15 protein-coding genes are annotated in these 25,310 nt (G+C 62.0%); 13 read left to right on the forward strand and 2 right to left on the reverse strand.

Going from position 1 to position 25,310, the window contains the following annotated elements; all coding sequences use genetic code 11:
* Nucleotides 1-3: 3 nt before the first annotated feature.
* The 7 genes from dgcA (at nt 4) to PFLQ2_RS24960 (ending at nt 14,036) form a co-directional block, all read left to right on the forward strand.
* The gene (dgcA, locus tag PFLQ2_RS24990; protein ID WP_003177590.1) at nt 4-2,064 is read left to right on the forward strand and encodes a dimethylglycine demethylation protein DgcA; all 2,061 of its coding nucleotides are present in this window, start codon (nt 4-6) and stop codon (nt 2,062-2,064) included.
* Nucleotides 2,065-2,226: 162 nt separating this feature from the next.
* Nucleotides 2,227-4,176 carry a dimethylglycine demethylation protein DgcB gene (gene dgcB, locus PFLQ2_RS24985; protein ID WP_003177591.1) on the forward strand — a complete coding sequence of 650 codons (1,950 nt, stop codon included), beginning with the start codon at nt 2,227-2,229 and terminating at the stop codon, nt 4,174-4,176.
* Nucleotides 4,176-5,396 (forward strand): electron transfer flavoprotein subunit alpha/FixB family protein, encoded by a 1,221-nt coding sequence (locus PFLQ2_RS24980; RefSeq protein ID WP_003177592.1) that lies wholly within the window; start codon nt 4,176-4,178, stop codon nt 5,394-5,396. The genes dgcB and PFLQ2_RS24980 overlap by 1 nt, the downstream gene beginning before the upstream one ends.
* Nucleotides 5,397-5,411: 15 nt before the next feature.
* Nucleotides 5,412-6,182, forward strand: coding sequence for an electron transfer flavoprotein subunit beta (locus tag PFLQ2_RS24975; RefSeq protein WP_003177593.1), 771 nt, complete (start codon nt 5,412-5,414; stop codon nt 6,180-6,182).
* Nucleotides 6,183-7,288: 1,106 nt separating this feature from the next.
* Entirely contained in the window at nt 7,289-10,741 is a 3,453-nt protein-coding gene (locus tag PFLQ2_RS24970; RefSeq protein ID WP_003177594.1) for a GMC oxidoreductase, read from the forward strand.
* A gap of 154 nt (nt 10,742-10,895) precedes the next feature.
* Nucleotides 10,896-12,764: a hypothetical protein gene (locus PFLQ2_RS24965; protein WP_003177595.1), complete on the forward strand. Its 1,869-nt coding sequence runs from the start codon at nt 10,896-10,898 to the stop codon at nt 12,762-12,764.
* 27 nt (nt 12,765-12,791) lie between these two features.
* Nucleotides 12,792-14,036, forward strand: coding sequence for a metallophosphoesterase family protein (locus tag PFLQ2_RS24960; RefSeq protein ID WP_003177596.1), 1,245 nt, complete (start codon nt 12,792-12,794; stop codon nt 14,034-14,036).
* Nucleotides 14,037-14,149: 113 nt separating this feature from the next.
* On the opposite strand, the gene gbcA is transcribed toward PFLQ2_RS24960, so the two are convergent.
* Nucleotides 14,150-15,445: a glycine-betaine demethylase subunit GbcA gene (gbcA, locus tag PFLQ2_RS24955; RefSeq protein WP_003177597.1), complete on the reverse strand. Its 1,296-nt coding sequence runs from the start codon at nt 15,443-15,445 to the stop codon at nt 14,150-14,152.
* Nucleotides 15,446-15,729: 284 nt separating this feature from the next.
* Here gbcA and gbcB point away from each other — a divergent pair, with 284 nt between their 5' ends.
* Nucleotides 15,730-16,830, forward strand: a complete 1,101-nt coding sequence (gene gbcB, locus PFLQ2_RS24950; RefSeq protein WP_003177599.1) for a glycine-betaine demethylase subunit GbcB — start codon at nt 15,730-15,732, stop codon at nt 16,828-16,830.
* Between the two features lie 155 nt (nt 16,831-16,985).
* On the opposite strand, the gene PFLQ2_RS24945 is transcribed toward gbcB, so the two are convergent.
* Complete coding sequence (locus PFLQ2_RS24945) at nt 16,986-18,026, reverse strand: threonine aldolase family protein (RefSeq protein ID WP_003177600.1); 1,041 nt, start codon at nt 18,024-18,026, stop codon at nt 16,986-16,988.
* A gap of 199 nt (nt 18,027-18,225) precedes the next feature.
* On the opposite strand from PFLQ2_RS24945, the gene PFLQ2_RS24940 reads away from it, so the two are divergent.
* The 5 genes from PFLQ2_RS24940 (at nt 18,226) to PFLQ2_RS24920 (ending at nt 25,127) form a co-directional block, all read left to right on the forward strand.
* Nucleotides 18,226-18,930 (forward strand): TraX family protein, encoded by a 705-nt coding sequence (locus tag PFLQ2_RS24940; RefSeq protein WP_003177601.1) that lies wholly within the window; start codon nt 18,226-18,228, stop codon nt 18,928-18,930.
* 313 nt (nt 18,931-19,243) lie between these two features.
* Nucleotides 19,244-20,497: a serine hydroxymethyltransferase gene (gene glyA / locus PFLQ2_RS24935; protein ID WP_003177602.1), complete on the forward strand. Its 1,254-nt coding sequence runs from the start codon at nt 19,244-19,246 to the stop codon at nt 20,495-20,497.
* Between the two features lie 21 nt (nt 20,498-20,518).
* On the forward strand, nt 20,519-21,769 hold the full coding sequence (locus tag PFLQ2_RS24930; RefSeq protein ID WP_003177603.1) for a sarcosine oxidase subunit beta: 1,251 nt from the start codon (nt 20,519-20,521) through the stop codon (nt 21,767-21,769).
* Nucleotides 21,770-21,783: 14 nt separating this feature from the next.
* The gene (locus PFLQ2_RS24925) at nt 21,784-22,113 is read left to right on the forward strand and encodes a sarcosine oxidase subunit delta (RefSeq protein WP_003177604.1); all 330 of its coding nucleotides are present in this window, start codon (nt 21,784-21,786) and stop codon (nt 22,111-22,113) included.
* The gene (locus PFLQ2_RS24920; RefSeq protein WP_003177605.1) at nt 22,110-25,127 is read left to right on the forward strand and encodes a sarcosine oxidase subunit alpha; all 3,018 of its coding nucleotides are present in this window, start codon (nt 22,110-22,112) and stop codon (nt 25,125-25,127) included. The genes PFLQ2_RS24925 and PFLQ2_RS24920 overlap by 4 nt, the downstream gene beginning before the upstream one ends.
* Nucleotides 25,128-25,310: the final 183 nt, after the last annotated feature.

Below are 25,310 nucleotides of genomic sequence, written 5' to 3' on the forward strand. Positions count from 1 at the left end.
GCCATGGCTTTTGAAGCAATGTTCCAGCCGATCCAGATCGGCAAACTGACCATCCGTAACCGCGTGCTCAGCACCGCCCACGCCGAGGTCTATGCCACCGACGGCGGGATGACCACCGACCGGTACGTGAAGTATTACGAAGAGAAGGCCAAGGGTGGCATCGGCCTGGCCATTTGCGGGGGCTCGTCGGTGGTTGCCATCGACAGCCCGCAGGAATGGTGGAGCTCGGTGAACCTGTCCACCGACCGCATCATCCCGCACTTCCAGAACCTGGCCGATGCCATGCACAAGCATGGCGCCAAGATCATGATCCAGATTACCCACATGGGCCGTCGCTCGCGCTGGGACGGCTTCAACTGGCCGACCTTGATGTCGCCGTCCGGCGTGCGTGAGCCGGTGCATCGCGCCACCTGCAAGACCATCGAGCCGGAAGAAATCTGGCGGGTGATCGGCAACTACGCCAGCGCCGCCAAGCGGGCCAAGGCCGGTGGCCTGGACGGCGTCGAGCTGTCCGCCGTGCACCAGCACATGATCGACCAGTTCTGGAGCCCGCGGGTCAACAAGCGTACCGACGAATGGGGCGGCAGCTTCGAAGGCCGGATGAAATTCGGCCTGGAAGTGCTCAAGGCCGTGCGCGCCGAAGTGGGTGACGATTTCTGCGTGGGCATGCGCCTGTGCGGTGACGAATTCCACCCGGACGGCTTGTCCCACGAGGACATGAAGCAGATCGCCAAGTACTACGACGACACCGGCATGCTGGATTTCATCGGCGTGGTGGGCTCGGGTTGCGACACCCACAACACCCTGGCCAACGTTATCCCGAACATGAGTTATCCACCGGAGCCGTTCCTGCACTTGGCCGCCGGTATCAAGGAAGTGGTCAAGGTCCCGGTGCTGCACGCGCAGAACATCAAGGACCCGAACCAGGCCACGCGGATCCTCGAGGGCGGTTACGTCGACATGGTCGGCATGACTCGTGCGCACATCGCCGACCCGCACCTGATCGCCAAGATCAAGATGGGCCAGATCGACCAGATCAAGCAGTGCGTCGGCGCCAACTACTGCATCGACCGTCAGTACCAGGGCCTGGACGTGCTGTGCATCCAGAACGCCGCGACGTCCCGTGAATACATGGGCGTGCCGCACATCATCGAGAAGTCCACCGGGCCGAAACGCAAGGTGGTGGTCGTGGGTGCCGGCCCGGCCGGGATGGAAGCAGCACGCGTGGCCGCCGAACGTGGGCACGAGGTGACCCTGTTCGAGAAGAAAGAATTCATCGGTGGGCAGATCACCACGGCCTCGAAAGCCCCGCAACGGGACCAGATCGCCGGTATCACCCGCTGGTTCCAGCTGGAGCTGGCGCGGCTGAAAGTCGACCTGCGCCTGGGCGTGGCGGCGGATGCGGCGACCATCATGGACTTGCGTCCGGACGTGGTGGTGCTGGCCGTCGGCGGGCATCCGTTCCTGGAGCAGAACGAGCACTGGGGCGCCGCCGAAGGGCTGGTGGTCAGCAGCTGGGACGTGCTCGACGGCAAGGTTGCACCGGGCAAGAACGTGTTGGTCTACGACACCATCTGCGAATTCACCGGTATGTCGGTGGCCGATTTCCTCGCCGACAAGGGCAGCCAGGTCGAGATCGTCACCGACGACATCAAGCCGGGCGTGGCGATTGGCGGGACCTCGTTCCCTACCTATTACCGCAGCATGTACCCCAAGGAAGTGATCATGACCGGGGACATGATGCTGGAGAAGGTCTACCGCGAAGGCGACAAGCTGGTGGCGGTGCTGGAGAACGAATACACCGGGGCCAAGGAAGAACGCGTGGTCGACCAGGTTGTGGTGGAGAACGGTGTGCGGCCGGACGAAGAAATCTACTACGCACTCAAGGAAGGTTCGCGCAACAAGGGCCAGATCGACGTCGAAGCCCTGTTCGCGATCAAGCCCCAACCGTGCCTGGAGCAGAGCGGTGATGGCTACCTGCTGTTCCGCATCGGCGACTGCGTGGCCCAGCGTAATACCCACGCGGCCATCTACGACGCCCTGCGGTTGTGCAAGGATTTCTAAAGCTTGCACATGACCCTGTGGGAGCGAGCTTGCTCGCGAAAGCGGTGGGTCAGTCAATCCTGATGTGACTGACAAAATGCATTCGCGAGCAAGCTCGCTCCCACAGGAACCGAGTAAGGCATCTCGACCTGCAAGACCCTGAGGTCTTTGGGAGCAACACCTATGTTGAACACCCTTCTCCCCATCCTGCTGTTTGCTGCCCTGGGCCTCGCGGTCCTTGGCGCCTTGCGGCGGGTGAACATGTGGCGCCGGGGCCGACCGGCCAAGGTCGACCTGATCGGCGGTCTCTTCGCCATGCCCAAGCGCTACATGGTGGATTTGCACCATGTGGTCGCGCGGGACAAGTACATCGCCAACACCCACGTCGCCACGGCGGGTGGTTTTGTGCTGGCGGCAGTGCTGGCAATCCTGGTGCACGGCTTCGGCCTGCAGAACCGCATCCTGGGCTATGCATTGTTGTTCGCCACCCTGCTGATGTTCAGCGGTGCGATCTTCATTGCCCTGCGTCGCCGCAATCCACCGGCACGGCTGTCGAAAGGCCCCTGGATGCGTCTGCCCAAGAGCCTGTTCGCGTTTTCCATCAGCTTCTTCCTGGTGACCTTGCCGGTGGCCGGGATCCTGCCGGCGGACTTCGGCGGTTGGGTGTTGGTGACATTGCTGGGCCTGGGCGTGCTGTGGGGCGTGTCGGAAATGTTCTTCGGCATGACCTGGGGCGGGCCGATGAAGCATGCCTTCGCCGGTGCCCTGCACCTGGCCTGGCATCGCCGCGCCGAGCGCTTTGGCGGCGGCCGTTCCACGGGCCTCAAGCCGCTGGACCTGAACGATCCGGCGGCGCCGCTGGGCGTTGAGAAACCCAAGGATTTCACTTGGAACCAACTGCTCGGTTTCGATGCTTGCGTGCAGTGTGGCAAGTGCGAAGCCGCTTGCCCGGCCTTCGCCGCCGGCCAGCCGCTGAACCCGAAAAAACTCATCCAGGACATGGTCGTTGGCCTGGCCGGCGGCACCGACGCGAAGTTTGCCGGCAGTCCGTACCCTGGCAAGGCGGTGGGCGAACACAGCGGTAATCCGCATCAGCCAATCGTCAACGGCCTGGTGGACGCCGAGACGCTGTGGTCCTGCACCACCTGCCGGGCGTGCGTCGAGGAATGTCCGATGATGATCGAGCACGTCGATGCCATCGTCGACATGCGTCGCCACCTGACCCTGGAAAAAGGCGCCACGCCGAACAAGGGCGCCGAGGTGCTGGAAAACCTCATCGCCACCGACAACCCGGGCGGCTTTGCCCCGGGTGGGCGGATGAACTGGGCGGCGGACCTGAACCTGAACCTGCTCAGCGAGAAGAAATCCACCGACGTGCTGTTCTGGGTCGGCGACGGCGCCTTCGACATGCGTAACCAACGCACCCTGCGCGCGTTCGTCAAAGTGCTCAAGGCGGCGAAAATCGACTTCGCCGTGCTCGGCCTCGAAGAGCGTGACAGCGGTGACGTGGCTCGCCGCCTGGGCGATGAAGCGACGTTCCAACTGTTGGCCAAGCGCAACATCCAGACCCTGGCCAAATACAGTTTCAACCGCATCGTCACCTGCGATCCCCACAGCTTCCACGTGTTGAAAAACGAATACGGCGCCTTCGATGGCAACTACCGGGTGCAACACCACAGCACCTATATGGCAGAAATCATCGAGGCCGGCGGGCTTAATCTGGGTCAGCACAAAGGCGACAGCGTGACCTATCACGATCCTTGCTACCTGGGTCGCTACAACGGCGAATACGAGGCGCCGCGCCAGGTGCTGCGTGCGCTGGGTATCGAGGTCAAGGAGATGCAGCGTTCCGGTTTCCGTTCGCGTTGCTGCGGCGGTGGCGGCGGTGCGCCGATCACCGACATCCCTGGCAAACAGCGGATTCCCGACATGCGTATGGAAGACATCCGCGAAACCGGCGCCGAACTGGTGGCCGTGGGTTGTCCACAATGCACCGCGATGCTTGAGGGCGTGGTCGAACCACGGCCGCTGATCAAGGACATCGCCGAGTTGGTGGCCGATGCCCTGCTCGAAGACACCGCCCCGAGCAAGCCCGTGACTCCAGCCAAACGTGAACCCGCGGAGGTGCATTAATGAGCGACATTATCCGCCGCGACCCTCGCGCCGAGTGGATCGCCCGCAACCGCTTGCACCCGCTGCACGCGGCCATGCAACCGGTACAACAAAGCTGGATGGGCCCTAACGGCGTTATCCGCAAGAATGTCCATGGCGTCGGTTTCATCGGCCCCAACGGCATCAAACGCATCGACCGCAGCGGTGCCCAACAGGGTGGCGCGAGCAAGCGCACCGCCGCCGTTGAAGTGCAATTGCCGCTGCATCAGGTGCCGCAACCGGCGTTCTACATCAGCGTGGTACCCGACATGGTCGGTGGCCGCCTCAGCAGCCACGACCGCGACCTGCTCGGCCTGGCGCATCAGTTGGCCGGTAGCGATGGTGCGGTGCTGGCGGTGGTCTTCGGCGAGCACAAGGAAAACGCCTTCGCCACGGCCGGCGTCGACCGCTTGCTGGTACTCGAAGGCGAGGCGTTCAGCGGTTATGCACCGGAACAACGGGTGCAAGGCCTGCGGGCTGTGGATAACCAATTCAACCCACGTCATTGGTTGCTGCCCGACAGCCGCACCGGTGGTGGCGAATTGGGCCGACGTTTTGCTGCGGCCCTGGGCGAACGCCCGGCCACCCGGGTCTGGCAGGTCAAGGGCGAGGAGTGCATCGGGCGTGCCGGTGCAGGCCTGCAAGACCTGGCGCGGCCATTGGCGCGCTTGATCCTGGCGGCGGCTGAGTGCGCTGAGCCGGTCAGCGAAACCCGTCACGAAGCGTTGCCTGTGGAGTTATCCACAAGCGTGGCGCGCAGCCTGTCGCGTATCGAAGACCTGGGCGCAGTCGCGGTGGACCCGGGGGCGATCCCGATGGCCGAAGCCGAATTCATTTTCTCTGGCGGCAATGGTGTCAAAGACTGGGCGCTGTTCCACCAGACCGCGGCGGCCCTGGGAGCTACCGAAGGTGCATCGCGGGTAGCGGTGGACGATGGTTTCATGGCCCGTGACCGCCAGGTCGGTGCGTCTGGCACCTGGGTCACGGCGCGAGTCTATGTGGCCGTGGGAATTTCCGGGGCGATCCAGCATCTGCAAGGCATCGGTGCCTGCGACAAGGTGGTGGCGATCAACCTCGACCCGGGCTGCGACATGATCAAGCGGGCAGACCTGTCGGTGATCGGTGACAGCGCGGCGATTCTCCAGGCCTTGATCGCGGCGGTAGAGGCTTACCGCAACGAAGCCAAGCGCGAAGCGGCTTAAGAGAAGGATGAGTTGATGAGTACCCAAGTGATCAGCCTCGTGTCCATCGGCGCCCATCCGACCTCCGGTCGGCCGCGCCGTGCTGAGCAGGACGCCCGGGCCGTGGAGCTGGGCCTGCAACTGGCTGGCAGCGAGCTGCAAGTGCTGCACGCCGGCGACGTGGCCGAACCGGCCTTGCGCGCCTACCTGGGCATGGGCCTGGACGAACTTCATGTGCTGGATAACCCCGTTGGTGCCGACGCATTGCCGGCCCTGACTGACTACCTGCGTGACGCCGGTGCCCAGGTTGTGCTCACCGGCAGCCAGGCGGAAACCGGTGAAGGTTCAGGGATGCTCCCATTCCTGCTGGCGGAAAACCTCGGCTGGCCGCTGGTGGTGGGGCTGGCCCAGGTCGAATCCATCGACAACGGCGTGGCGCTGGTGCTGCAAGCGTTGCCCCGGGGCCAGCGGCGTCGACTGAAAGTACGCCTGCCGTTTCTGGCCACTGTGGATAACGCTGCGCCCAAGCCTCGGCAAAGCGCCTTCGGCCCGGCCCGGCGCGGGGCCTTGCACGCTGAAGAGGTGGAGGTGATCGACGACACCTTGTTGGCGGTGGCGACCCTGCAACCGGCCAAACCACGCCCCAAACGCTTGAAAGTGATCAAGGCCAAGAGCGGCGCCGACCGCATGAAAGCCGCCACGGCCAAGGCCAGCGGCGGAGGCGGCCAGGTGCTCAAGGGCGTGAGCCCGGAAGCCGGGGCCGAGGCGATTCTCAAGTTGTTGGTCGAGGAAGGGGTGGTTCGCTGAATCCAGGAACACCCGCGAGACCCTTGTGGGAGCGGGCTTGCTCGCGAAAGCGGAGTGTCAGGCGATTTTGCCCTAGCTGACACACCGCTTTCGCGAGCAAGCCCGCTCCCACAGTAAGTTCCATGGTTACTCACAATCCCTGTGCGTCCGCCTGTGGATAAGCTGTTCGCCCATCGCTGTACGCCACGCCAATCAGGCCCTGCAAGCCTGCGATCAAAAAATAGCCAGCCTAACCTGCGGTTTTTACTGGCTTTTCTCTGTGAACAAAGACCGAATTGAAATCACAGTTGCCCCCAATCTCTGTTGGCGCTTCTGTGGATAAGATGTTCGCTATCCTCTGCAAGCCATACGGAACGGGGTCTGCGCAAGATTGATCATTAAATGATCTATTCGTTGTTTTTATCTGAGTTATCACGTGAAAACCCCGATTTATACGCTCCGGAGGCGGTTTTCCACAGAACAGTCAAAATTACCCCCAAACGCTGTTGGTCCTTCTGTGGATAAGGTGTTCGCTTACCACTACAGCCCTTTATTAACGGGCCCTGCAACGATTCGATCAAAAAACAACCTATGTGCCTGGGAAATCGACTTTATTCATAAGTCACGGTTTTTATTCGCTTTGTCGCTGAATAAATGTCGGCAGTAGGCACACTTGTCCCCATTTGCTGTGGGTGGCCATGTGGATAACTTGTTCGTTGAATGCTGCAAGCCTCGGTGCGTATAGCCCAAATCGCGATAGATCAAATTTCATACAGTTCTAAAGAACTGCCTTGACGATGGGCTGTCGGCTGTCTTCACTCCATGGCACAAGGACATCGCAACTTTATCCACATCAGGTTCAGGGAGAACACAGGATGGATGGCAAGGATCCCCGCTCGCATCCGCTTTCACCCGTAACCTGCGTCCCGACACCTCCCACCTCGTTGCACAAGCGTATCCACCGTCGCGCCGCTAACCAGCGTGCGCGTCTATAGCGTTCGGCTTTTCCCCCTGTAGCACCGCTGACTGCCGCTCGAACCTGTACGGGAAGAGTGGCCAGGCGTTCGTGCGCCTGTCGATTCGCAGGCAACCGCAGAGTTGCCCCTTCTGCCTGAGAGGACTTGAACATGACACGGATATCGACCCCCATCAGCCAAATCCAGGAACACTACGACGTTATCGTCATCGGTTCCGGCTATGGCGGCGGCATTGCCGCCTCGCGCCTCTCCCGGGCCGGACGCAAGGTGTGCCTGCTGGAGCGTGGCCGGGAAATCCAACCCGGCGAATACCCCAACACCATGCTCGCGGCGACCGAGGAGTTGCAGGTGCACGATCCGGACGGCCACATCGGTTCGCGCACCGGGTTGTTCGACTTGCACGTCAACGCCCAGCAGAACGTGGTGGTCGGTTGTGGCCTGGGCGGCACTTCGCTGATCAACGCCAACGTTGCGCTGGAACCGGAACCCGGGGTCTTCGACGATCCGCGCTGGCCACTGGCGGTACGTGAGCACCGCGACACCCTGCTCAAGGACGGTTATGCGCGGGCCCGGGAAATGCTCAAGCCCAACCCTTATCCAGCCTCCGGGCCGAACCTGCCCAAGCTCGACGCCCATAAAAAGTCGGCGGACTATCTCAAGCAAGGTGCGCACTTCTACAAGCCGCCGATCAACGTGACTTTCGACAAGCTGGACAACAACCTCAACCACGTCGGCGTCGAACAACTGCCCTGCAACGGGTGCGGCGATTGCGTCTCGGGCTGTAACAACAAGGCCAAGAACACCACGCTGATGAATTACCTGCCCGATGCCTGGAACCACGGTGCGGAGATTTTCTGCCAGGCCCAGGTGCGGCACCTGGAGCGCGACGGCAACGGTTGGATCGTGCATTTCCAATACCTGGACAGCGGCCGCGAGATGTTCTCGGCACCCACGCTGTTCGTGCGCGCCGACATCGTGGTGGTGTCCGCCGGGACCCTGGGTTCCACCGAGATCCTGTTGCGTTCCCGGGATAAAGGCCTGCCGATGTCCGGCCAACTGGGCGAGAACATGAGCGGCAACGGCGACATCCTCGGGTTCGGCCATAACTGCGACCAGACCATCAACGGGATTGGCTTCGGCGCCCATTCGGCCAAGGAACTCGAAGCGGTGGGGCCGTGCATTACCTCGGTCATCGACATGCGCACCGAGGGCGACTGGCGCAGCCGCATGGTCATCGAGGAAGGCTCGATCCCCGGGGCCCTCGGTCGGCCGATGGTGCCGAGCATGGCCGCGTTCTCGGAAATGATCGGCGTGCCCACCGACACGGGCTTCGGCGCCAGCCTCAAATACAAGGGCCGCGAAGCCGAGAGTTTTCTGCGAGGTCCTTACTACGGCGCGCTGCATAACATGCAGACCTACCTCATCATGAGCCACGACGATGGCAAGGGCCGCATGCTGCTCGACAACAAGGATCAGTTGCGCATCGATTGGCCCGGCGTCGGCGAACAGGAAAACGTCACCCTCGGCAACGAGCGCTTGCACCAGAGCACCAAGGCGTTGGGCGGGATCTGGGTCGAGAACCCGATCTGGACCAAGCTGCTCAAGCACAGCATCGTCTCGGTCCACCCGTTGGGCGGTTGTGTGATGGGCGAAGATGCGACGCAAGGCGTGGTCAACCACAAGGGCCAAGTGTTCAGTGGCGCCAGCGGAACCGACGTCTACCCTGGCCTGTATGTCACCGATGGTGCGGTGATCCCGACGTCGCTGGCGGTCAATCCGCTGCTGACCATCTCGGCGGTGAGTGAGCGCAACATGGGGCTGCTGGCGGCCGACCGGGGTTGGATCATCGACTACACGCTGCCGTCGGCCCCGCGCAAACCGGTGGCCGCGCCGACCCTCGGCGTGCAGTTCACCGAAACCATGAAGGGTTATTTTTCCACAGCCTTCACCCAGCCCCAGGGCACCGATCTCACGTTATACGAAGCGGCGGCCAAGCGTGGCAAGGCTGAAAACTCGCCTATCGAATTCACCCTGACCATCACCGCCGACGACCTCAACCGCCTGATCAAGGAGCCGGAGCACGCCGCGACCCTGGTGGGCACGCTGGATGCGCCGCTGCTCTCGCCGCAACCGCTGGTCGCCAGCAACGGCGTGTTCAATCTGTTCGAGCAGTACCAGGAACAGGTTGGCGTGCGGCACATGAACTACGACATGAAGCTGAGCGCCGAAGACGGCAATGACTACTACTTCAGCGCCTTCAAGACCGTGCCCGAGGATAACGGCGTGCTGAACATCTGGCACGACACCAGCACGCTGTATGTCACCCTGTATCGCGGGCCGGACAAGACCGGTGCGGTGATTGGCTCGGGGGTGATGCACATTCTGCCGGCCGACTTCGCCAAGCAGATGACCACCATGAAAGTGCTCAACGCCCGCAATGAACGCGAGCGCGTCGAGGCATTGGCGCGGTTCGGAAAATTCTTCGCCGGTATCTTGTGGGAAAGTTACGGCGGGGTGTTTGCCGGTGATGTCTACTTCAATCCGGATGCGCCACCTCGCATCAAGCGGCCCTTGGACGCGCCAGCGCCGACCGTGCATTTCTTCCAGACCGAAGACAACGTCGAGCTGCGCCTGACCCGTTACCAGGCGGGCAGCAAGGGCCCGGTGATGCTGGTGCACGGCCTGGGCGTTGGCTCGAATATTTTCTCCACCGACACCATCCATACCAACCTGCTGGAGTACTTGTGCAAGCACGACTACGACGTCTGGTTGTTGGATCTGCGTGTGAGCATTTTGCTGCCGGCCAGCAAGAATGAATGGAATGGCGACCAGGTGGCCCAATACGATTTCAAGGCCGCCATCGAGCAGATCCAGCAGGCGACCCTGGCCCGCGACGTGCAATGCGTGGTGCATTGCTACGGTGCGACGACCTTCTTCATGTCGATGCTGGCGGGCTTGCAAGGGGTGCGCTCGGTGGTCTGCTCGCAGATAGCCACCGATGTGGTAGTGGCCACTGCGACGGGTTTGAAGGCCGGCCTGCACCTGCCGGGGATGCTCGATGCCATTGGCATCAAGTCGCTTACCGCCTACGCCGACACCAAGGAAACCTGGTTCAACAAACTCTACGACAAGGCCCTCAACGGCTATGCCCGGATCGAGGCCCAGGGCTACTGCACCAACCCGGTCTGCCACCGCATCACGTTCATGTACGCCTCGCTGTACCGCCACGACACCCTCAACGAAACCCTGCACGACAACCTGCATGAGCTGTTCGGCGAATCGAACATGCACACCTTCGAGCACCTGGCGCTGATCGTGCGCAAGGGGCACTTGGTGGACTTCAAGGGCAACGACGTCTACATGCCGCACTTCGACCGGCTGAAGTTGCCGATCTGCTTCATCAGCGGCGCCGATAACCAGTGCTACCTGCCGCAGAGCACCCTCAAGACCTATGAGCGACTGTGCGACATGCACGGCCCGCAACTGTTCAGCCGCCACGAGGTGCCGGGCTACGGCCACATCGACTGCATGTTTGGCAAGGATGCGGTGATGGATGTGTATCCGATCATTCTCGGGCATCTGGAGAAGACGGCGCTCGGCTAGGAGAACAGCGGACCCGTGGCGAGGGAGCTTGCTCCCGCTCGGCTGCGAAGCAGTCGTCGCTTTTGAATCTTGGGGGCCGCTACGCGGCCCAGCGGGAGCAAGCTCCCTCGCCACATGGGTTTTGTGGTGAGTCAAGAATAAGGAAACGGACGTCATGAACACTTACATCCGCTGGTTCCAACGCATCATCTGGGTCGGGATTGTCATGAACATGGTCTTCGCGATCCCGGCGCTGTTCGCCCCGGCGTTGCTGACGTCCATGCTCGGCCTGCCGCCCGTGTTGTCCGATCCCTGGCTGGAGAACAGCGGCATGTTGCTGGTGGGGATCAGCCTTTTCTACATGCCCTCGGGGTTCGATGCGCCGCGTTTCGTGGTGCATTCATGGTTGTGCGTGCTGTCGCGGCTGGTGGCGGTGGTGTTCTGGATCTACCTGATCAACACCAACAACCAGGGCTCGTTGTTCGAGCCGATGTTGATGGGTGACTTGAGCATGTTCCTGATCCTGGGCGTGCTGCTGTACCTGGGCAGCCCGGCCGCCAATCGTCCGCTGGCCTTGCTCTGCGCCGGTTGGCGGGAATGGCGCGCCGGCTGGGCGCTGCGCTGGCAGAACCATGGTTTCAAGGTCGGTACGCTGGTGGTGGTATTGCTGCTGGGTTTCATCGGCTATCAGACCTGGTACCAGATGATCCGCGAGGTGCCGCAAGCGGACTTCGCCTCCGATGAGGACCACTACAAATATGCCGCCATCGGCCTGGGTATCGAGGCGCGCATCCCGTACTACCTGTTCGCTGTGCTGCCGCAGATGTGCCCGGAAAAACTGCCCAAGCCTGGCGGTTATGAGGTGTTCGGTTTCCTCTACGAGAACGGCAACGACCTGCCCATCGGCATGGCCAAGCGGCAGCTCGGCTACCCCACGGTCGAGCCCAACTGCGCCCTTTGCCACACCGGTTCCTATCGGGCCAATGCCACCGATGTCGCGGTTCCGGTCGCCACCGCGCCGGCCAATACCCTGCAGCTGCAAGCCTTCCAGTGGTTCGCCTACGATTGTGCCAGCGATCCGAAATTCACCCCCGATGCGGTGATGACGGCGATCAACAGTAAATTCCAACTGGGTTTCTTTGAAAAGCTCTACAACCGCTACCTGATCATCCCGATGGCCAAGAGCGCGCTGCTCAAGCAGAAGCAGGCCTATGCCTGGCAGAAGTTGCGTCCAGCCCAAGGGCCAGGACGGACCGACACCTTCAACCCGACCAAAATGGTGGTGTTCGGATTCCCGGATGATTCAACCATCGGCACCGTGGACCTGCCGCAAGTCTGGAACCAGAAGCCCCGCGAGTCCTTGTATCTGCACTGGGATGGCAATAACAACGACATCCACGAGCGCAACTACGCAGCGGCGATGGCCGTGGGCGCGACGCCGCAATCGGTGTTGCCACCGAGTTTCAACCGCGTGACCAACTGGCTGCTGGGCCACAAGGCGCCCACGTGGCCGTTCGCCCTGGACCAGGCGAAAGTCGCCCAGGGCAAACCGATCTGGGACCAGAACTGCGCCGGTTGCCACGATTTCGGCCGCACCGACACCGGCCAGGTCACCACCCACATCGACCAGTTGGGCACCGATCCCCATCGACTCAACTCTTTCACTGAAGGTTTGGTGACAGCATTCCACGGCTTCAAGAAACCACCGTTCGACTTCAACGCGTACCGCAAGACCCAAAGCTATAGCAACACCCCCACCGATGGCGTCTGGCTGCGCGCGCCGTACCTGCACAACGGCTCGGTGCCGACCCTGTGGGATCTGCTGCAACCGCCGGAACAGCGTCCGCAGGTGTTCTACACCGGCTCCGACGTCTACGACCAACAGAAGGTCGGCTTCGTCACCAGCGGCGCGCAGATGAAGGCGTCGGCGGACTTCAAGTATGACACCCGCCTGGAAGGCAACCACAACGGCGGCCACTTGTATGGCACGCAGCTGTCGGACGTCGACAAACGGGCCCTGATCGAATTCATGAAAACCCTGTAGCCCAGGGCAATGCGAAGGAGCGTCCACATGTCATTACTGCATCATTGGGAACATGAGTTCGACAAGGTCAAGGTCCGCCTGCACGGGTTGGTCACGCGGCTGGAGATGTCCTGGAAGAAACTCGTCAACGACCTGGAGCCCGAGGAGTTCCAAGCCATCGTCGCGCTGCTGCAACGAGGCCACGACCAGGCGCAGCATGTCATCGAGCATGGCGACTTGCCGGACGACGAACCGGCGGTGCCTTGGGAGCTGGCCCACGGCTTGTCGATCCTGAAGATCGGCAACGCCACGCCGTTGCCGCAAAGCGAAGACGAGTTGCCAACCCGGGTGCTCAAGGACGGCACATTGCTGGGCTGTCGCAAATGGGAGCTGCTGGATCTGTTGTGGAGCGAGGCGTTGCTCAAGTGGATCGAGAACCTGCGCCACCACGCGCCGTTTGCCACGACTCCGGCGCTGGTGAAAATGGACAGCGACGTCGTCCTGGCCATCGCTGGCGACTGGGGCACCGGGCCCTTCGACAGTCACGCACCGGCGGTGGCCGTAGCCAACCAGATGCAACTGGCCCTGGCCGATTTCACCATCCATCTGGGTGATGTCTATTACGCCGGCACTCATTCCCAGGAAGACGTCGACATGGTCGGCTGGCCCCAGGGCAAGCATGGCTCGTTCACCCTCAACTCCAACCATGAGATGTACAGCGGCGCCCACGGTTACTTCAAGGAGCTGGCCAAGCGCTTCCCGGTGCAGCAGGGCACCAGTTACTTTGCCTTGTACAGCGACGACTGGCTGGTGGTCGGCCTCGACAGCGCCTACGCCTCGGACGCCATGAACCTGTACATGGACGGCACCCTCAATACGCAACAGATCGAGTGGATGAAGAGCCTGCCCAAGCGCAAGAAGCTGATGGTGCTCAGTCATCACCAGGGCTTCGATATTTCCGGGCACAACAAGACCGCGCTTTACCAACCGGTATGCGATGCCCTGGGGCGTGAACCGGACTATTGGTACTGGGGCCATTTGCACAACGGTATCTGCTACGCCACCCAGGGCGGCTTGCATGCACGCTGCGCCGGGCACGGGGCGATACCCTACGGCACCACCAGCGAACTGAACGGGCATGCCCGGGTGTTGTGGTCAGAGACTCAGCTGGCGGGGGACGTGGTGTATCCGGAGCGGGTGTTGAATGGGTATGTGAAGGTGCGGCTGGTGGGAGAGAACATCGAAGAGACGTTTTATGGGGAGGATGGGTCGGTGCGGTGGTCTTCCAAGTAATGGGTGAATGCTAGACCGCTTTCGCGAGCAAGCCCGCTCCCACATTCGACCGCATTTCTTCTGAAGAAACCGGGCCAACTGTGGGAGCGAGCCTGCTCGCGAAGCTTTTGCTGTCAGCCCTGGACCGGAACGCCCTTGAGGTACGGCGCGGGCTCGGCCCCCAGGTTGTTGAGCAGACGCTCGCTGTACCAGTCCACGAAGTTCACCACACCGAACTCATAAGTCTTGGAATACGGACCCGGCTGGTAGGCAGTGGAGTTGATGCCGCGCTGGTTTTCTTCGGCCAGGCGACGGTCCTGGTCATTGGTGGCGTCCCAGACCTCACGCATGCGCGCCACGTCGTAATCCACGCCTTCGACCGCGTCCTTATGCACGATCCACTTGGTGGTGACCATGGTTTCCTGGGCGCTGATCGGCCACACGGTGAACACGATGATGTGGTCGCCCATGCAGTGGTTCCACGAATGTGGCAAGTGCAGGATGCGCATCGAGCCCAGGTCCGGGTTCTTGATGCGGCCCATCAGCTTGGCGCAGCCTTGCTTGCCGTCCAGGGTCATCGACACGGTGCCCTTGAGCAGCGGCATGCGCACGATACGGTTGCGCAGGCCGAAACTGGCGTGGGCGTAAGGGATCTTCTCGGCTTCCCAGGCAGCAGCGGAGGCGGCTACGTGGTCCTTGAACGCCTGGTCGGCGCGCGGGTCGGTGACGTCGTCCCACTCCAGCAGAGTCTTGAGCAGTTCAGGGTGCGAGGCGTTGCAGTGGTAGCACTCGCGGTTGTTCTCCAGCACCAGTTTCCAGTTGGCCTTTTCCATCAAGGTGGTTTGCACCGCCACCTTGGTGTTCTCCATGTCGTACGGTTCCATGTAATGGTTCAGCGTCGACAGGAAATCATCGATGGCTGGCGGGTTCTCGGCCAGGCTGATGAAGATGTAGCCGCCAGCGGTCTTCACGTTCACAGGCTTCAGGCCGTACTGCTTCATGTCGAAGTCGGCGCCCATCTCGGTGCCGGCGAACAGCAGGCGACCGTCCAGTTCGTAGGTCCATTGGTGATAATGGCAGACCAGCTTGGCGACCTTGCCTTTCTCGCTGGTGCACAGGCGCGAACCGCGGTGGCGGCAGACGTTATGGAACGCGTGCACCACACCTTCGGCGCCGCGAATCACGATGATCGGGTTCTTGCCGACTTGCAGGGTCAGGTAGTTGCCCTTGGCCGGGATCTCGCAGGTCATGCCGGCGATCAACCATTCCTTCTGGAAGATTTCCTGCATGTCGATATCAAACAGGCGCTCATCGCTGTAGAACGGTTGCGGCAACGAGTAGGTGCGTTCGCGCTCTTGCAGCATTTGCGCGGTGGCCTTGCGTGCGGGTTCCAGCGGATCGCCCAGGCTCAGGGTAGTGGTGACGTCCATCGTTTTATCCTCGTGGCCCTCTAAGCGGAGCCGGTGAAAATGACTAATCGGTTGTGCTACGCAAGGCAGAAAAACTTCGTTATCTGTTGTGGCGAGTGTGGGGCCGCGCAGGTGCAGAACCTTATCCATGGGCGACATGGCCCAATCTGTTCCCGACGCCCAAGACCCGGTGGTTGGGGGCTGGTCGCGATAAGTATGTCAATGTCGCGAATAGGTAAACGGTGGTGCCAGCGCCTGCGCACAATCGCCATCATGAAGGCCGGCAGTCGGCCGTGGAGATCAGCATGTCCAATAACTTCCTGAACCCGGTCACGACCCAGACCTGGGCCAATGGCCGACATATCGTGCGTTGCGTCAAAGTCATCCAGGAAACCTGGGATGTGCGCACGTTCTGCTTTATGGCCGACCAGCCGATCATGTTCTTTTTCAAGCCCGGGCAGTTTGTCACCCTGGAGCTGGAAATCGAAGGCCAGCCGATCATGCGTTCCTACACCATCTCCAGCTCGCCGTCGGTGCCCTACAGTTTCTCGGTGACCATCAAGCGCGTGCCGGGGGGCAAGGTTTCCAACTGGCTGCATGACACCCTGCATGAAGGCCAGGAGCTGGCGGTTCACGGGCCGGTGGGCTTGTTCAACGCAATGGATTTCCCCAGCCCCAAAGTCCTGTACCTGAGTGGTGGCGTGGGGATCACCCCGTGCATGTCCATGGCGCGCTGGTTCTACGACACCAACGCCAACGTCGACATGACCTTCGTCCACAGCGCCCGGTCCCCCAAGGACATCATTTACCACCGCGAGCTGGAGCACATGGCGTCGCGGATCGACAACTTCAGCTTGCACCTGATCTGTGAAAAACACGGCCTGGGCGAGCCTTGGGCCGGGTATCGCGGATACCTGAACCACAAGATGCTGGAATTGATGGTGCCCGATTTCCTCGAGCGCGAAGTGTTCTGCTGCGGCCCGACGCCGTACATGAGCGCGGTCAAGCGCCTGTTGGAAGCCGCCGGCTACGACATGAAGCGTTACCACGAGGAGTCCTTCGGCGCCACGCCAGCGGAAGCCCGTGCCGATGCGGTGGAACAGGCCGAGCAGGCGGCGGATGCGCCTGAAGTCGATAAAGCGGATTTGCACCAGGTCGAATTCGTCGCCTCGGGCAAGAGCATCGCCGTGGCACCGGGCGAAACCGTCCATGCCGCGGCCGCCAAGCTCGGCCTGCTGATTCCCAAGGCCTGCGGCATGGGCATCTGCGGCACCTGCAAGGTCATGAAGCTGGGTGGGGAAGTGGAGATGGAGCACAACGGCGGCATCACCGAGGACGACGAGGCCGAGGGGTACATCCTGTCGTGCTGCAGCGTGCCGAAAGGGGATGTGCGGATCGAGTTTTGATCGGCGATGAGCCCCCTGTGGCGAGGGAGCTTGCTCCCGCTCGGCTGCGCAGCAGTCGTCGCTTTTGAAATCTTGGGGCCGCTGCGCGACCCAGCGGGAGCAAGCTCCCTCGCCACAAAAAGCCTCCCAAAGCCACGCAGGCTTTGGGAGTCGCCTTAAAGACTCATCACTTCTCGAATATCCGCCGCCAATTCCCGCACCCGCGCTTCTTCGGTGTCCCACGAGCACATGAAGCGTGCGCCGCCCTTGCCGATGAAGGTGTAGAAACGCCAGCCCTTGTTGGTAAGCGCGGCAATGGCCGGTTCCGACAGTTGCAGGAACACGCCGTTGGCCTGGACCGGGAACATCAGTTCCACACCAGGAATGTCGCTGACCAGTTGCGCCAGCAATTGCGCGCAGTGGTTGGCGTGGCGGGCGTGCTTGAGCCAGGCCTCGTTCTGCAGCAGGCCGACCCAAGGCGCGGAAAGAAAGCGCATTTTCGAGGCCAGTTGCCCGGCCTGCTTGCAGCGGTAGTCGAAGTCTTCGGCCAGGTCGTGGTTGAAGAACAGGATCGCTTCACCCACCGCCATGCCGTTTTTCGTACCGCCGAAGCACAACACGTCCACGCCGGCCTTCCAGGTCAGGTCCGCCGGGGTGCAGCCGAGGAAGGCGCAGGCGTTGGAGAACCGCGCGCCGTCCATGTGCAGGTTCAGCCCCAATTCCTTGCAGGTGACGCTGATGGCGCGGATTTCTTCCGGCGTGTAGACGCTGCCGACTTCCGTGGCCTGGGTGAGGGTCACGACCCGTGGCTTGGGGTAATGGATGTCCTGGCGCTTGAGGGCGACCTCGCGGATGGCGTCGGGGGTCAGCTTGCCGTTTTCCGTGCGGGCCACCAACAGCTTGGATCCGTTGGAGAAGAACTCCGGCGCGCCACATTCGTCGGTTTCGACGTGGGCGGTTTCCGAGCAGATCACGCTGTGGTAACTCTGGCACAGCGAAGACAGCGCCAGGGAGTTGGCCGCGGTGCCATTGAACGCGAAGAACACTTCGCAGTCGGTTTCGAACAAGGCCCGGAAATCATCCGCCGCGCGGTGGGTCCATTCATCGTCACCGTAGGCGCGCTGGTGGCCCTGGTTGGCCTCTGCCATGGCGGCCCAGGCTTCGGGGCAAATGCCGGAATAGTTGTCGCTGGCGAACTGTTGACTCTTGTCGGTCATGGCCTTGCTCCTGAGATAGAGAGTCCTGGGTAAGAGATCCCTGGCGGAATTCCCGGGTGGGGGATTCCATGGTTCGGCGCGCTTGAGTGCGCAACGCCGTGGTCGATCATGGTTTGGTGCGCACTTTACCCAAGATTAGCGGGGGAACACACCGGATGTTTCTGTCAGGAATTCACAAAATCATCGGGCCATTATCTACATGAGCCGGCGCGACGGGGCGCTGGACCTGCTCAAGTGGCTGGCTCTGTTGGCGATGATTCTCGATCATCTGCGATATGTCGGTTACTCCGTCGATTGGCTGTACGTGCCGGGGCGCTTGGCGTTTCCGTGGTTCTGCCTGGCGATGGCGGCAAACCTTGGACGCTCCGGGACCGGTGCCAGCTCGTGGCGCTACCTGGGTTGGTTGCTGTTGTTCAGTGCGGTGAGTGAAATTCCCTATCGGCTGTTCTTTCCCGACGCGTCCACCCTGAACGTGATGCCGACTTTGGTCCTGGGCCTGCTGGTAGCACGCGGCTGGCAGACATCGACCCTGAAAGCGCGAGGCCTGGCGGCAAGCGCGTTGCTGCTGGCGGCGCTGTTTTCATCGCAACTGATGTTCGGTTTTTTCGGTGTGCTGTTGCCCCTGGCGATGTTGCTGGTGTTGCGCCGGCCTTGGTATTTCGCGGTCTTGCCCGCAGGGGTATGTGTGGCGGCCAATCAATGGCGGGTGTTGTATGGCGCGGCGTGGCTGGGAGATGCGGTGGCGTTGTGGGGGCTGCTGGCTTGCCTGATTGCGCCAGGGCTTGGGTTGTTTCTTTTGCGACGGGCCGGTCGTTTTCGTCCGCTGGCGATGCGGCGCTGGGCTTATGGGCTTTATCCGGCGCATTTCCTGGTTTTGCTTGTGGTTCGCCAGATCGCCGCGTAACCCCCCGTGGCGAGGGAGCTTGCTCCCGCTGGGCTACGCAGTAGCCCCAAACCTGAGGGTGCGCTTTATCAGGTACACCGCGTTTGCCGGTTTTACGACTGCTTCGCAGTCGAGCGGGAGCAAGCTCCCTCGCCACGGAGGTTGGCGCCGGCCCTCCTTTGCTGTGCATGTCGTAAACGCACCTTTGCGTGGCGTCCATAGGCATTTGACCTGCCTGCGCCAGCCATACCATCGCATCCAAAGGGCACGACCGAAACGGTGGTCAGTGCCTCACCGAGACGAATGGCGCACCGTCGCCGCTGGGAGAGATGCAATGTTCAGCAAGCAAGACCAAATCCAAGGTTACGACGATGCACTGCTGGCGGCGATGAACGCCGAGGAGCAACGCCAGGAAGATCACATCGAGCTGATTGCGTCAGAGAACTACACCAGCAAGCGCGTGATGCAGGCCCAGGGCAGCGGCCTGACCAACAAGTACGCCGAAGGTTATCCAGGCAAGCGCTACTACGGTGGCTGCGAGCACGTCGACAAAGTCGAAGCCCTGGCGATCGAACGCGCCAAGCAGCTGTTCGGTGCCGATTACGCCAACGTCCAGCCGCACTCCGGTTCTTCGGCCAACAGCGCCGTATACCTGGCTTTGCTGCAGGCCGGCGACACCATCCTGGGCATGAGCCTGGCCCACGGCGGTCACCTGACCCACGGCGCCAAGGTGTCGTCCTCGGGCAAGCTCTATAACGCGGTGCAGTACGGCATCGACACCACCACTGGCCTGATCGACTACGACGAAGTCGAGCGCCTGGCGGTCGAGCACAAGCCGAAAATGATCGTGGCCGGTTTCTCGGCGTACTCCAAGACCCTGGATTTCCCACGTTTCCGCCAGATCGCCGACAAGGTCGGTGCCCTGTTGTTCGTCGACATGGCCCACGTCGCCGGCCTGGTCGCCGCCGGCCTGTACCCGAACCCGCTGCCTTACGCCGATGTGGTCACCACCACGACCCACAAAACCCTGCGCGGTCCACGCGGTGGCTTGATCCTGGCCAAGTCCAACGAAGAGATCGAGAAGAAGCTCAACGCCGCGGTATTCCCCGGTGCCCAGGGCGGCCCGCTGATGCACGTGATCGCCGGCAAGGCGGTGTGCTTCAAGGAAGCGGCGGAGCCAGGTTTCAAGGCTTATCAGCAGCAAGTGATCGATAACGCCCAGGCCATGGCTGGCGTGTTCATCAAGCGCGGCTACGATGTAGTGTCCGGTGGCACCGATAACCACCTGTTCCTGGTCAGCCTGATCCGTCAGGGCCTGACCGGCAAGGACGCCGATGCCGCCCTGGGCCGCGCCCACATCACCGTGAACAAGAACGCCGTGCCGAACGACCCGCAATCGCCATTCGTGACGTCGGGCCTGCGCATCGGCACCCCGGCGGTGACCACGCGCGGTTTCAAGGTCTCCCAGTGCGTCACGTTGGCCGGCTGGATCTGCGACATTCTCGACAACCTCGGCGACGCCGATGTCGAGGCCAACGTCGCCCAGCAAGTGTCGGCCCTGTGCGCGGATTTCCCGGTTTATCGCTGAGTCGGTTTTGGAGTAATGACTATGCAACGCTATTCGGGCTTCGGCCTCTTCAAACACTCACTCAGCCATCACGAAAACTGGCAGCGGATGTGGCGCACGCCGACCCCGAAAAAAGTCTACGACGTGGTCATCGTCGGCGGTGGCGGGCATGGCCTGGCAACCGCTTACTACCTGGCCAAGGAGCACGGCATCACCAACGTGGCCGTGGTCGAGAAGGGCTGGCTGGGCGGCGGTAACACCGCGCGCAACACCACCATCGTGCGCTCCAACTACCTGTGGGACGAATCGGCCCATCTGTACGAACATGCGATGAAGCTGTGGGAAGGCCTGTCCCAGGACCTGAACTACAACGTGATGTTCTCCCAGCGTGGCGTCTACAATCTGTGCCACACCCTGCAAGACATCCGTGATTCCGAGCGCCGGGTCAGCGCCAACCGCCTCAACGGCGTCGACGGTGAGCTGCTCAACGCCAAGCAAGTAGCAGACGAGATTCCTTACCTGGACTGCTCGAAAAACACCCGCTACCCGGTGATGGGCGCCACCGTCCAGCGTCGCGGCGGCGTGGCCCGTCACGATGCCGTGGCCTGGGGCTTTGCCCGGGCGGCGGACGCGTTGGGCGTGGACCTGATCCAGCAGACCGAAGTGATCGGTTTCCGCAAGGAAAACGGCGTGTGCATCGGTGTGGAAACCAACAAGGGCTTCATCGGCGCCAAGCGCGTCGGCGTGGTGACCGCCGGTAACTCCGGGCACATGGCCAAGCTCGCGGGCTTCCGCCTGCCGATCGAATCCCACCCGCTGCAAGCACTGGTGTCCGAGCCGATCAAGCCGATTATCGACAGCGTGATCATGTCCAACGCCGTGCACGGCTACATCAGCCAGTCCGACAAGGGCGACCTGGTGATCGGCGCCGGTATCGACGGCTACAACGGCTACGGCCAGCGTGGCTCGTACCCGGTGATCGAGCACACCGTCCAAGCCATCGTCGAGATGTTCCCGGTGCTGTCGCGGGTGCGCATGAACCGCCAGTGGGGCGGCATCGTCGATACCACGCCGGACGCCTGCCCGATCATCTCCAAGACGCCGGTGCCGAACATGTTCTTCAACTGCGGTTGGGGCACCGGCGGCTTCAAGGCCACCCCGGGCTCGGGCAACGTCTTCGCTGCAAGCCTGGCCAAGGGTGAAATGCACCCACTGGCCGCGCCGTTTTCCATCGACCGTTTCCACAACGGCGCTCTGATCGACGAACACGGCGCTGCTGCCGTCGCCCACTAACAGGAGAAATCCCTATGTTGCACATCTTCTGTCCTCACTGCGGCGAACTGCGCTCCGAAGAGGAATTCCATGCATCCGGCCAGGCGCATATCCCGCGTCCGCTGGATCCGAATGCCTGCACCGACGCGGAGTGGGGCGACTACATGTTCTTCCGTGACAACCCACGCGGGTTGCACCATGAACTCTGGGACCACGTCGCCGGCTGCCGCCAGTATTTCAACGCGACCCGTGACACCGTGACCTACGAGATTCTCGAAACCTACAAGATCGGCCAAAAGCCGCAGTTCACCGACAAGGCTGACAGTCCGAAAGCGGCTGCACAGGCTCTGGGAGAGAAGGTATGAGCCAGATCAATCGCCTGTCCAACGGCGGACGGATCGACCGCAACAAAGTGCTGAGCTTCACCTTCAACGGCCAGACCTACAAAGGTTTTGAAGGCGATTCCCTGGCCGCTGCACTGCTGGCCAACGGCGTCGACATCATTGGCCGCAGCTTCAAGTATTCCCGCCCGCGCGGCATCTTCGCCGCCGGCGCCGAAGAACCGAATGCGGTGCTGCAGATCGGTGCCACCGAAGCCACGCAGATCCCGAACGTGCGCGCCACGCAACAGGCGCTGTATCAAGGTTTGGTCGCCACCAGCACCAACGGCTGGCCGAACGTGAACAACGACATGATGGGCATTCTCGGCAAAGTCGGCGGCAAGCTGATGCCACCGGGTTTCTACTACAAAACCTTCATGTACCCGCAATCGTTCTGGATGACTTATGAGAAGTACATCCGCAAGGCCGCAGGGTTGGGTCGCTCTCCGACCGAGAACGATCCGGACACCTACGACTACATGAACCGTCACTGCGACGTGCTCATCGTCGGCGCCGGCCCTGCCGGCCTGGCCGCTGCATTGGCAGCCGCCCGCAGCGGTGCGCGAGTGATCCTGGCCGATGAGCAGGAAGAGTTCGGCGGCAGCCTGCTCGACTCCCGCGAAAGCCTGGACGGCAAGCCGGCGACCGAATGGGTCGCGGCGGTGATCGCCGAGTTGAAATCGATGCCCGAAGTGGTGCTGCTGCCTCGTGCCACGGTGAACGGTTACCACGACCACAACTTCCTGACTATCCACGAGCGCCTCACCGACCACCTCGGTGATCGTGCGCCGATTGGCCAGGTGCGCCAGCGCATCCACCGGGTCCGCGCCAAGCGCGTGGTCCTGGCCACCGGCGCCTGCGAGCGTCCGCTGGTCTACGGCAACAACGACGTGCCGGGCAACATGCTGGCCGGCGCAGTGTCCACCTACGTGCGCCGCTACGGCGTGGCACCGGGCAAGAAACTGGTGCTGAGCACCAACAACGACCATGCCTATCGCGTCGCGCTGGACTGGTTCGATGCCGGCCTGCAAGTGGTCGCCGTGGCCGATGCCCGCACCAATCCACGTGGTGCGCTGGTGGAAGAGGCGCGTGCCAAAGGCATTCGCATCCTCACCGGCAGCGCGGTAATCGAGGCCCGTGGTAGCAAGCGCGTTACCGCAGCGCGCATCGCCGCCATCGATGTCAGGGCGCACAAAGTCACCAGTCCCGGCGAATGGCTGGACTGCGACCTGGTGGCCAGCTCCGGCGGCTACAGCCCAGTGGTTCACCTGGCTTCGCACCTGGGCGGCAAGCCGACCTGGCGTGAAGACATCCTCGGTTTCGTACCCGGCGAAGCGCCGCAGAAGCGTGTCTGCGTCGGTGGTGTGAATGGTGTCTACAGTCTCGGCGATACCTTGGCCGATGGCTTCGAGGGCGGCGTGCGCGCAGCCACTGAAGCCGGTTTCAAGGCGGTTGAGGGTGTATTGCCCAAAGCCCTGAGCCGTCATGAGGAGCCAACCCTGGCGCTGTTCCAGGTGCCCCACGAAAAATCCACGGCACGGGCGCCGAAGCAATTCGTCGACCTGCAGAACGACGTCACCGCTGCCGCCATCGAGCTCGCCACCCGCGAAGGCTTCGAGTCGGTGGAGCACGTCAAGCGCTACACCGCACTGGGCTTCGGCACCGACCAGGGCAAACTGGGCAACGTCAACGGCCTGGCCATCGCGGCCCGCTCGCTGAACGTGAGCATCCCGCAGATGGGCACCACCATGTTCCGTCCGAACTACACGCCGGTGACTTTCGGCGCGGTGGCGGGTCGTCACTGTGGGCACATCTTCGAACCGGTGCGTTTCACCGCGCTGCATGCCTGGCATGTGAAGAACGGTGCTGAGTTTGAAGATGTCGGCCAATGGAAGCGCCCATGGTACTTCCCGAAGAATGGCGAAGACATGCACGCCGCAGTCAAGCGCGAATGCAAGGCCGTGCGCGACAGCGTTGGCCTGCTGGACGCCTCGACCCTGGGCAAGATCGACATCCAGGGCCCGGACGCCCGCGAGTTTCTCAACCGCGTCTACACCAACGCCTGGACCAAGCTCGACGTGGGCAAGGCCCGCTACGGCCTGATGTGCAAGGAAGACGGCATGGTCTTCGACGATGGTGTGACCGCTTGTATGGCGGACAACCATTTCATCATGACCACCACCACTGGCGGCGCGGCCCGTGTGCTGCAATGGCTGGAGATCTATCACCAGACCGAATGGCCGGATCTGAAGGTGTACTTCACCTCGGTCACCGACCATTGGGCGACCATGACCCTGTCCGGTCCCAACAGCCGCAAGCTGCTGAGCGAAGTCACCGACATCGACCTGGACAAGGACGCGTTCCCGTTCATGACCTGGAAAGAAGGCCAGGTGGGCGGCGTGCCGGCGCGGGTGTTCCGGATTTCGTTTACCGGTGAGCTGTCGTACGAAGTCAACGTGCAAGCCGACTACGCCATGGGCGTGCTGGAAAAAATCGTCGAGGCCGGCAAAAAGTACAACCTGACCCCGTACGGCACCGAGACCATGCACGTACTGCGGGCCGAGAAGGGCTTCATCATTGTCGGTCAGGACACCGACAGCTCGATGACCCCGGACGACTTGAACATGGGCTGGTGCGTAGGCCGTACCAAACCGTTCTCGTGGATCGGCTGGCGTGGCATGAACCGCGAAGATTGCGTGCGTGAAGAGCGCAAGCAACTGGTGGGCCTCAAGCCGATCGACCCGAATGTCTGGCTGCCGGAAGGTGCGCAACTGGTGTTCAACACCAAGCAGGCGATCCCTATGACCATGGTCGGCCACGTGACCTCCAGCTATGCCCACAACTCCCTGGGTTATTCATTTGCCATGGGCGTGGTCAAGGGCGGGCTCAAGCGGATGGGCGAGCGAGTCTTCGCCCCCCTGGCCGACGGCAGCGTGATCGAGGCAGAGATTGTTTCTTCGGTGTTCTTCGATCCGAAGGGGGATCGGCAGAATATCTAAAGGGACTTTGGTCCTGTGGGTGGGCAGTTACACCGCGTCGCCTCATTCGCGAGCAAGCCCGCTCCCACAGGATTGAAGTCGCCAAAGGAATTTGAGCCAGGCATCAATCCAATGTGGGAGCGGGCTTGCTCGCGAAGGCGGCAGGACAGTCACCACAAATGCCGGAACAACAGAATTCAAGAC

It is taken from the genome of Pseudomonas fluorescens Q2-87 (assembly GCF_000281895.1).
Taxonomy (GTDB): domain Bacteria; phylum Pseudomonadota; class Gammaproteobacteria; order Pseudomonadales; family Pseudomonadaceae; genus Aquipseudomonas; species Aquipseudomonas fluorescens_S.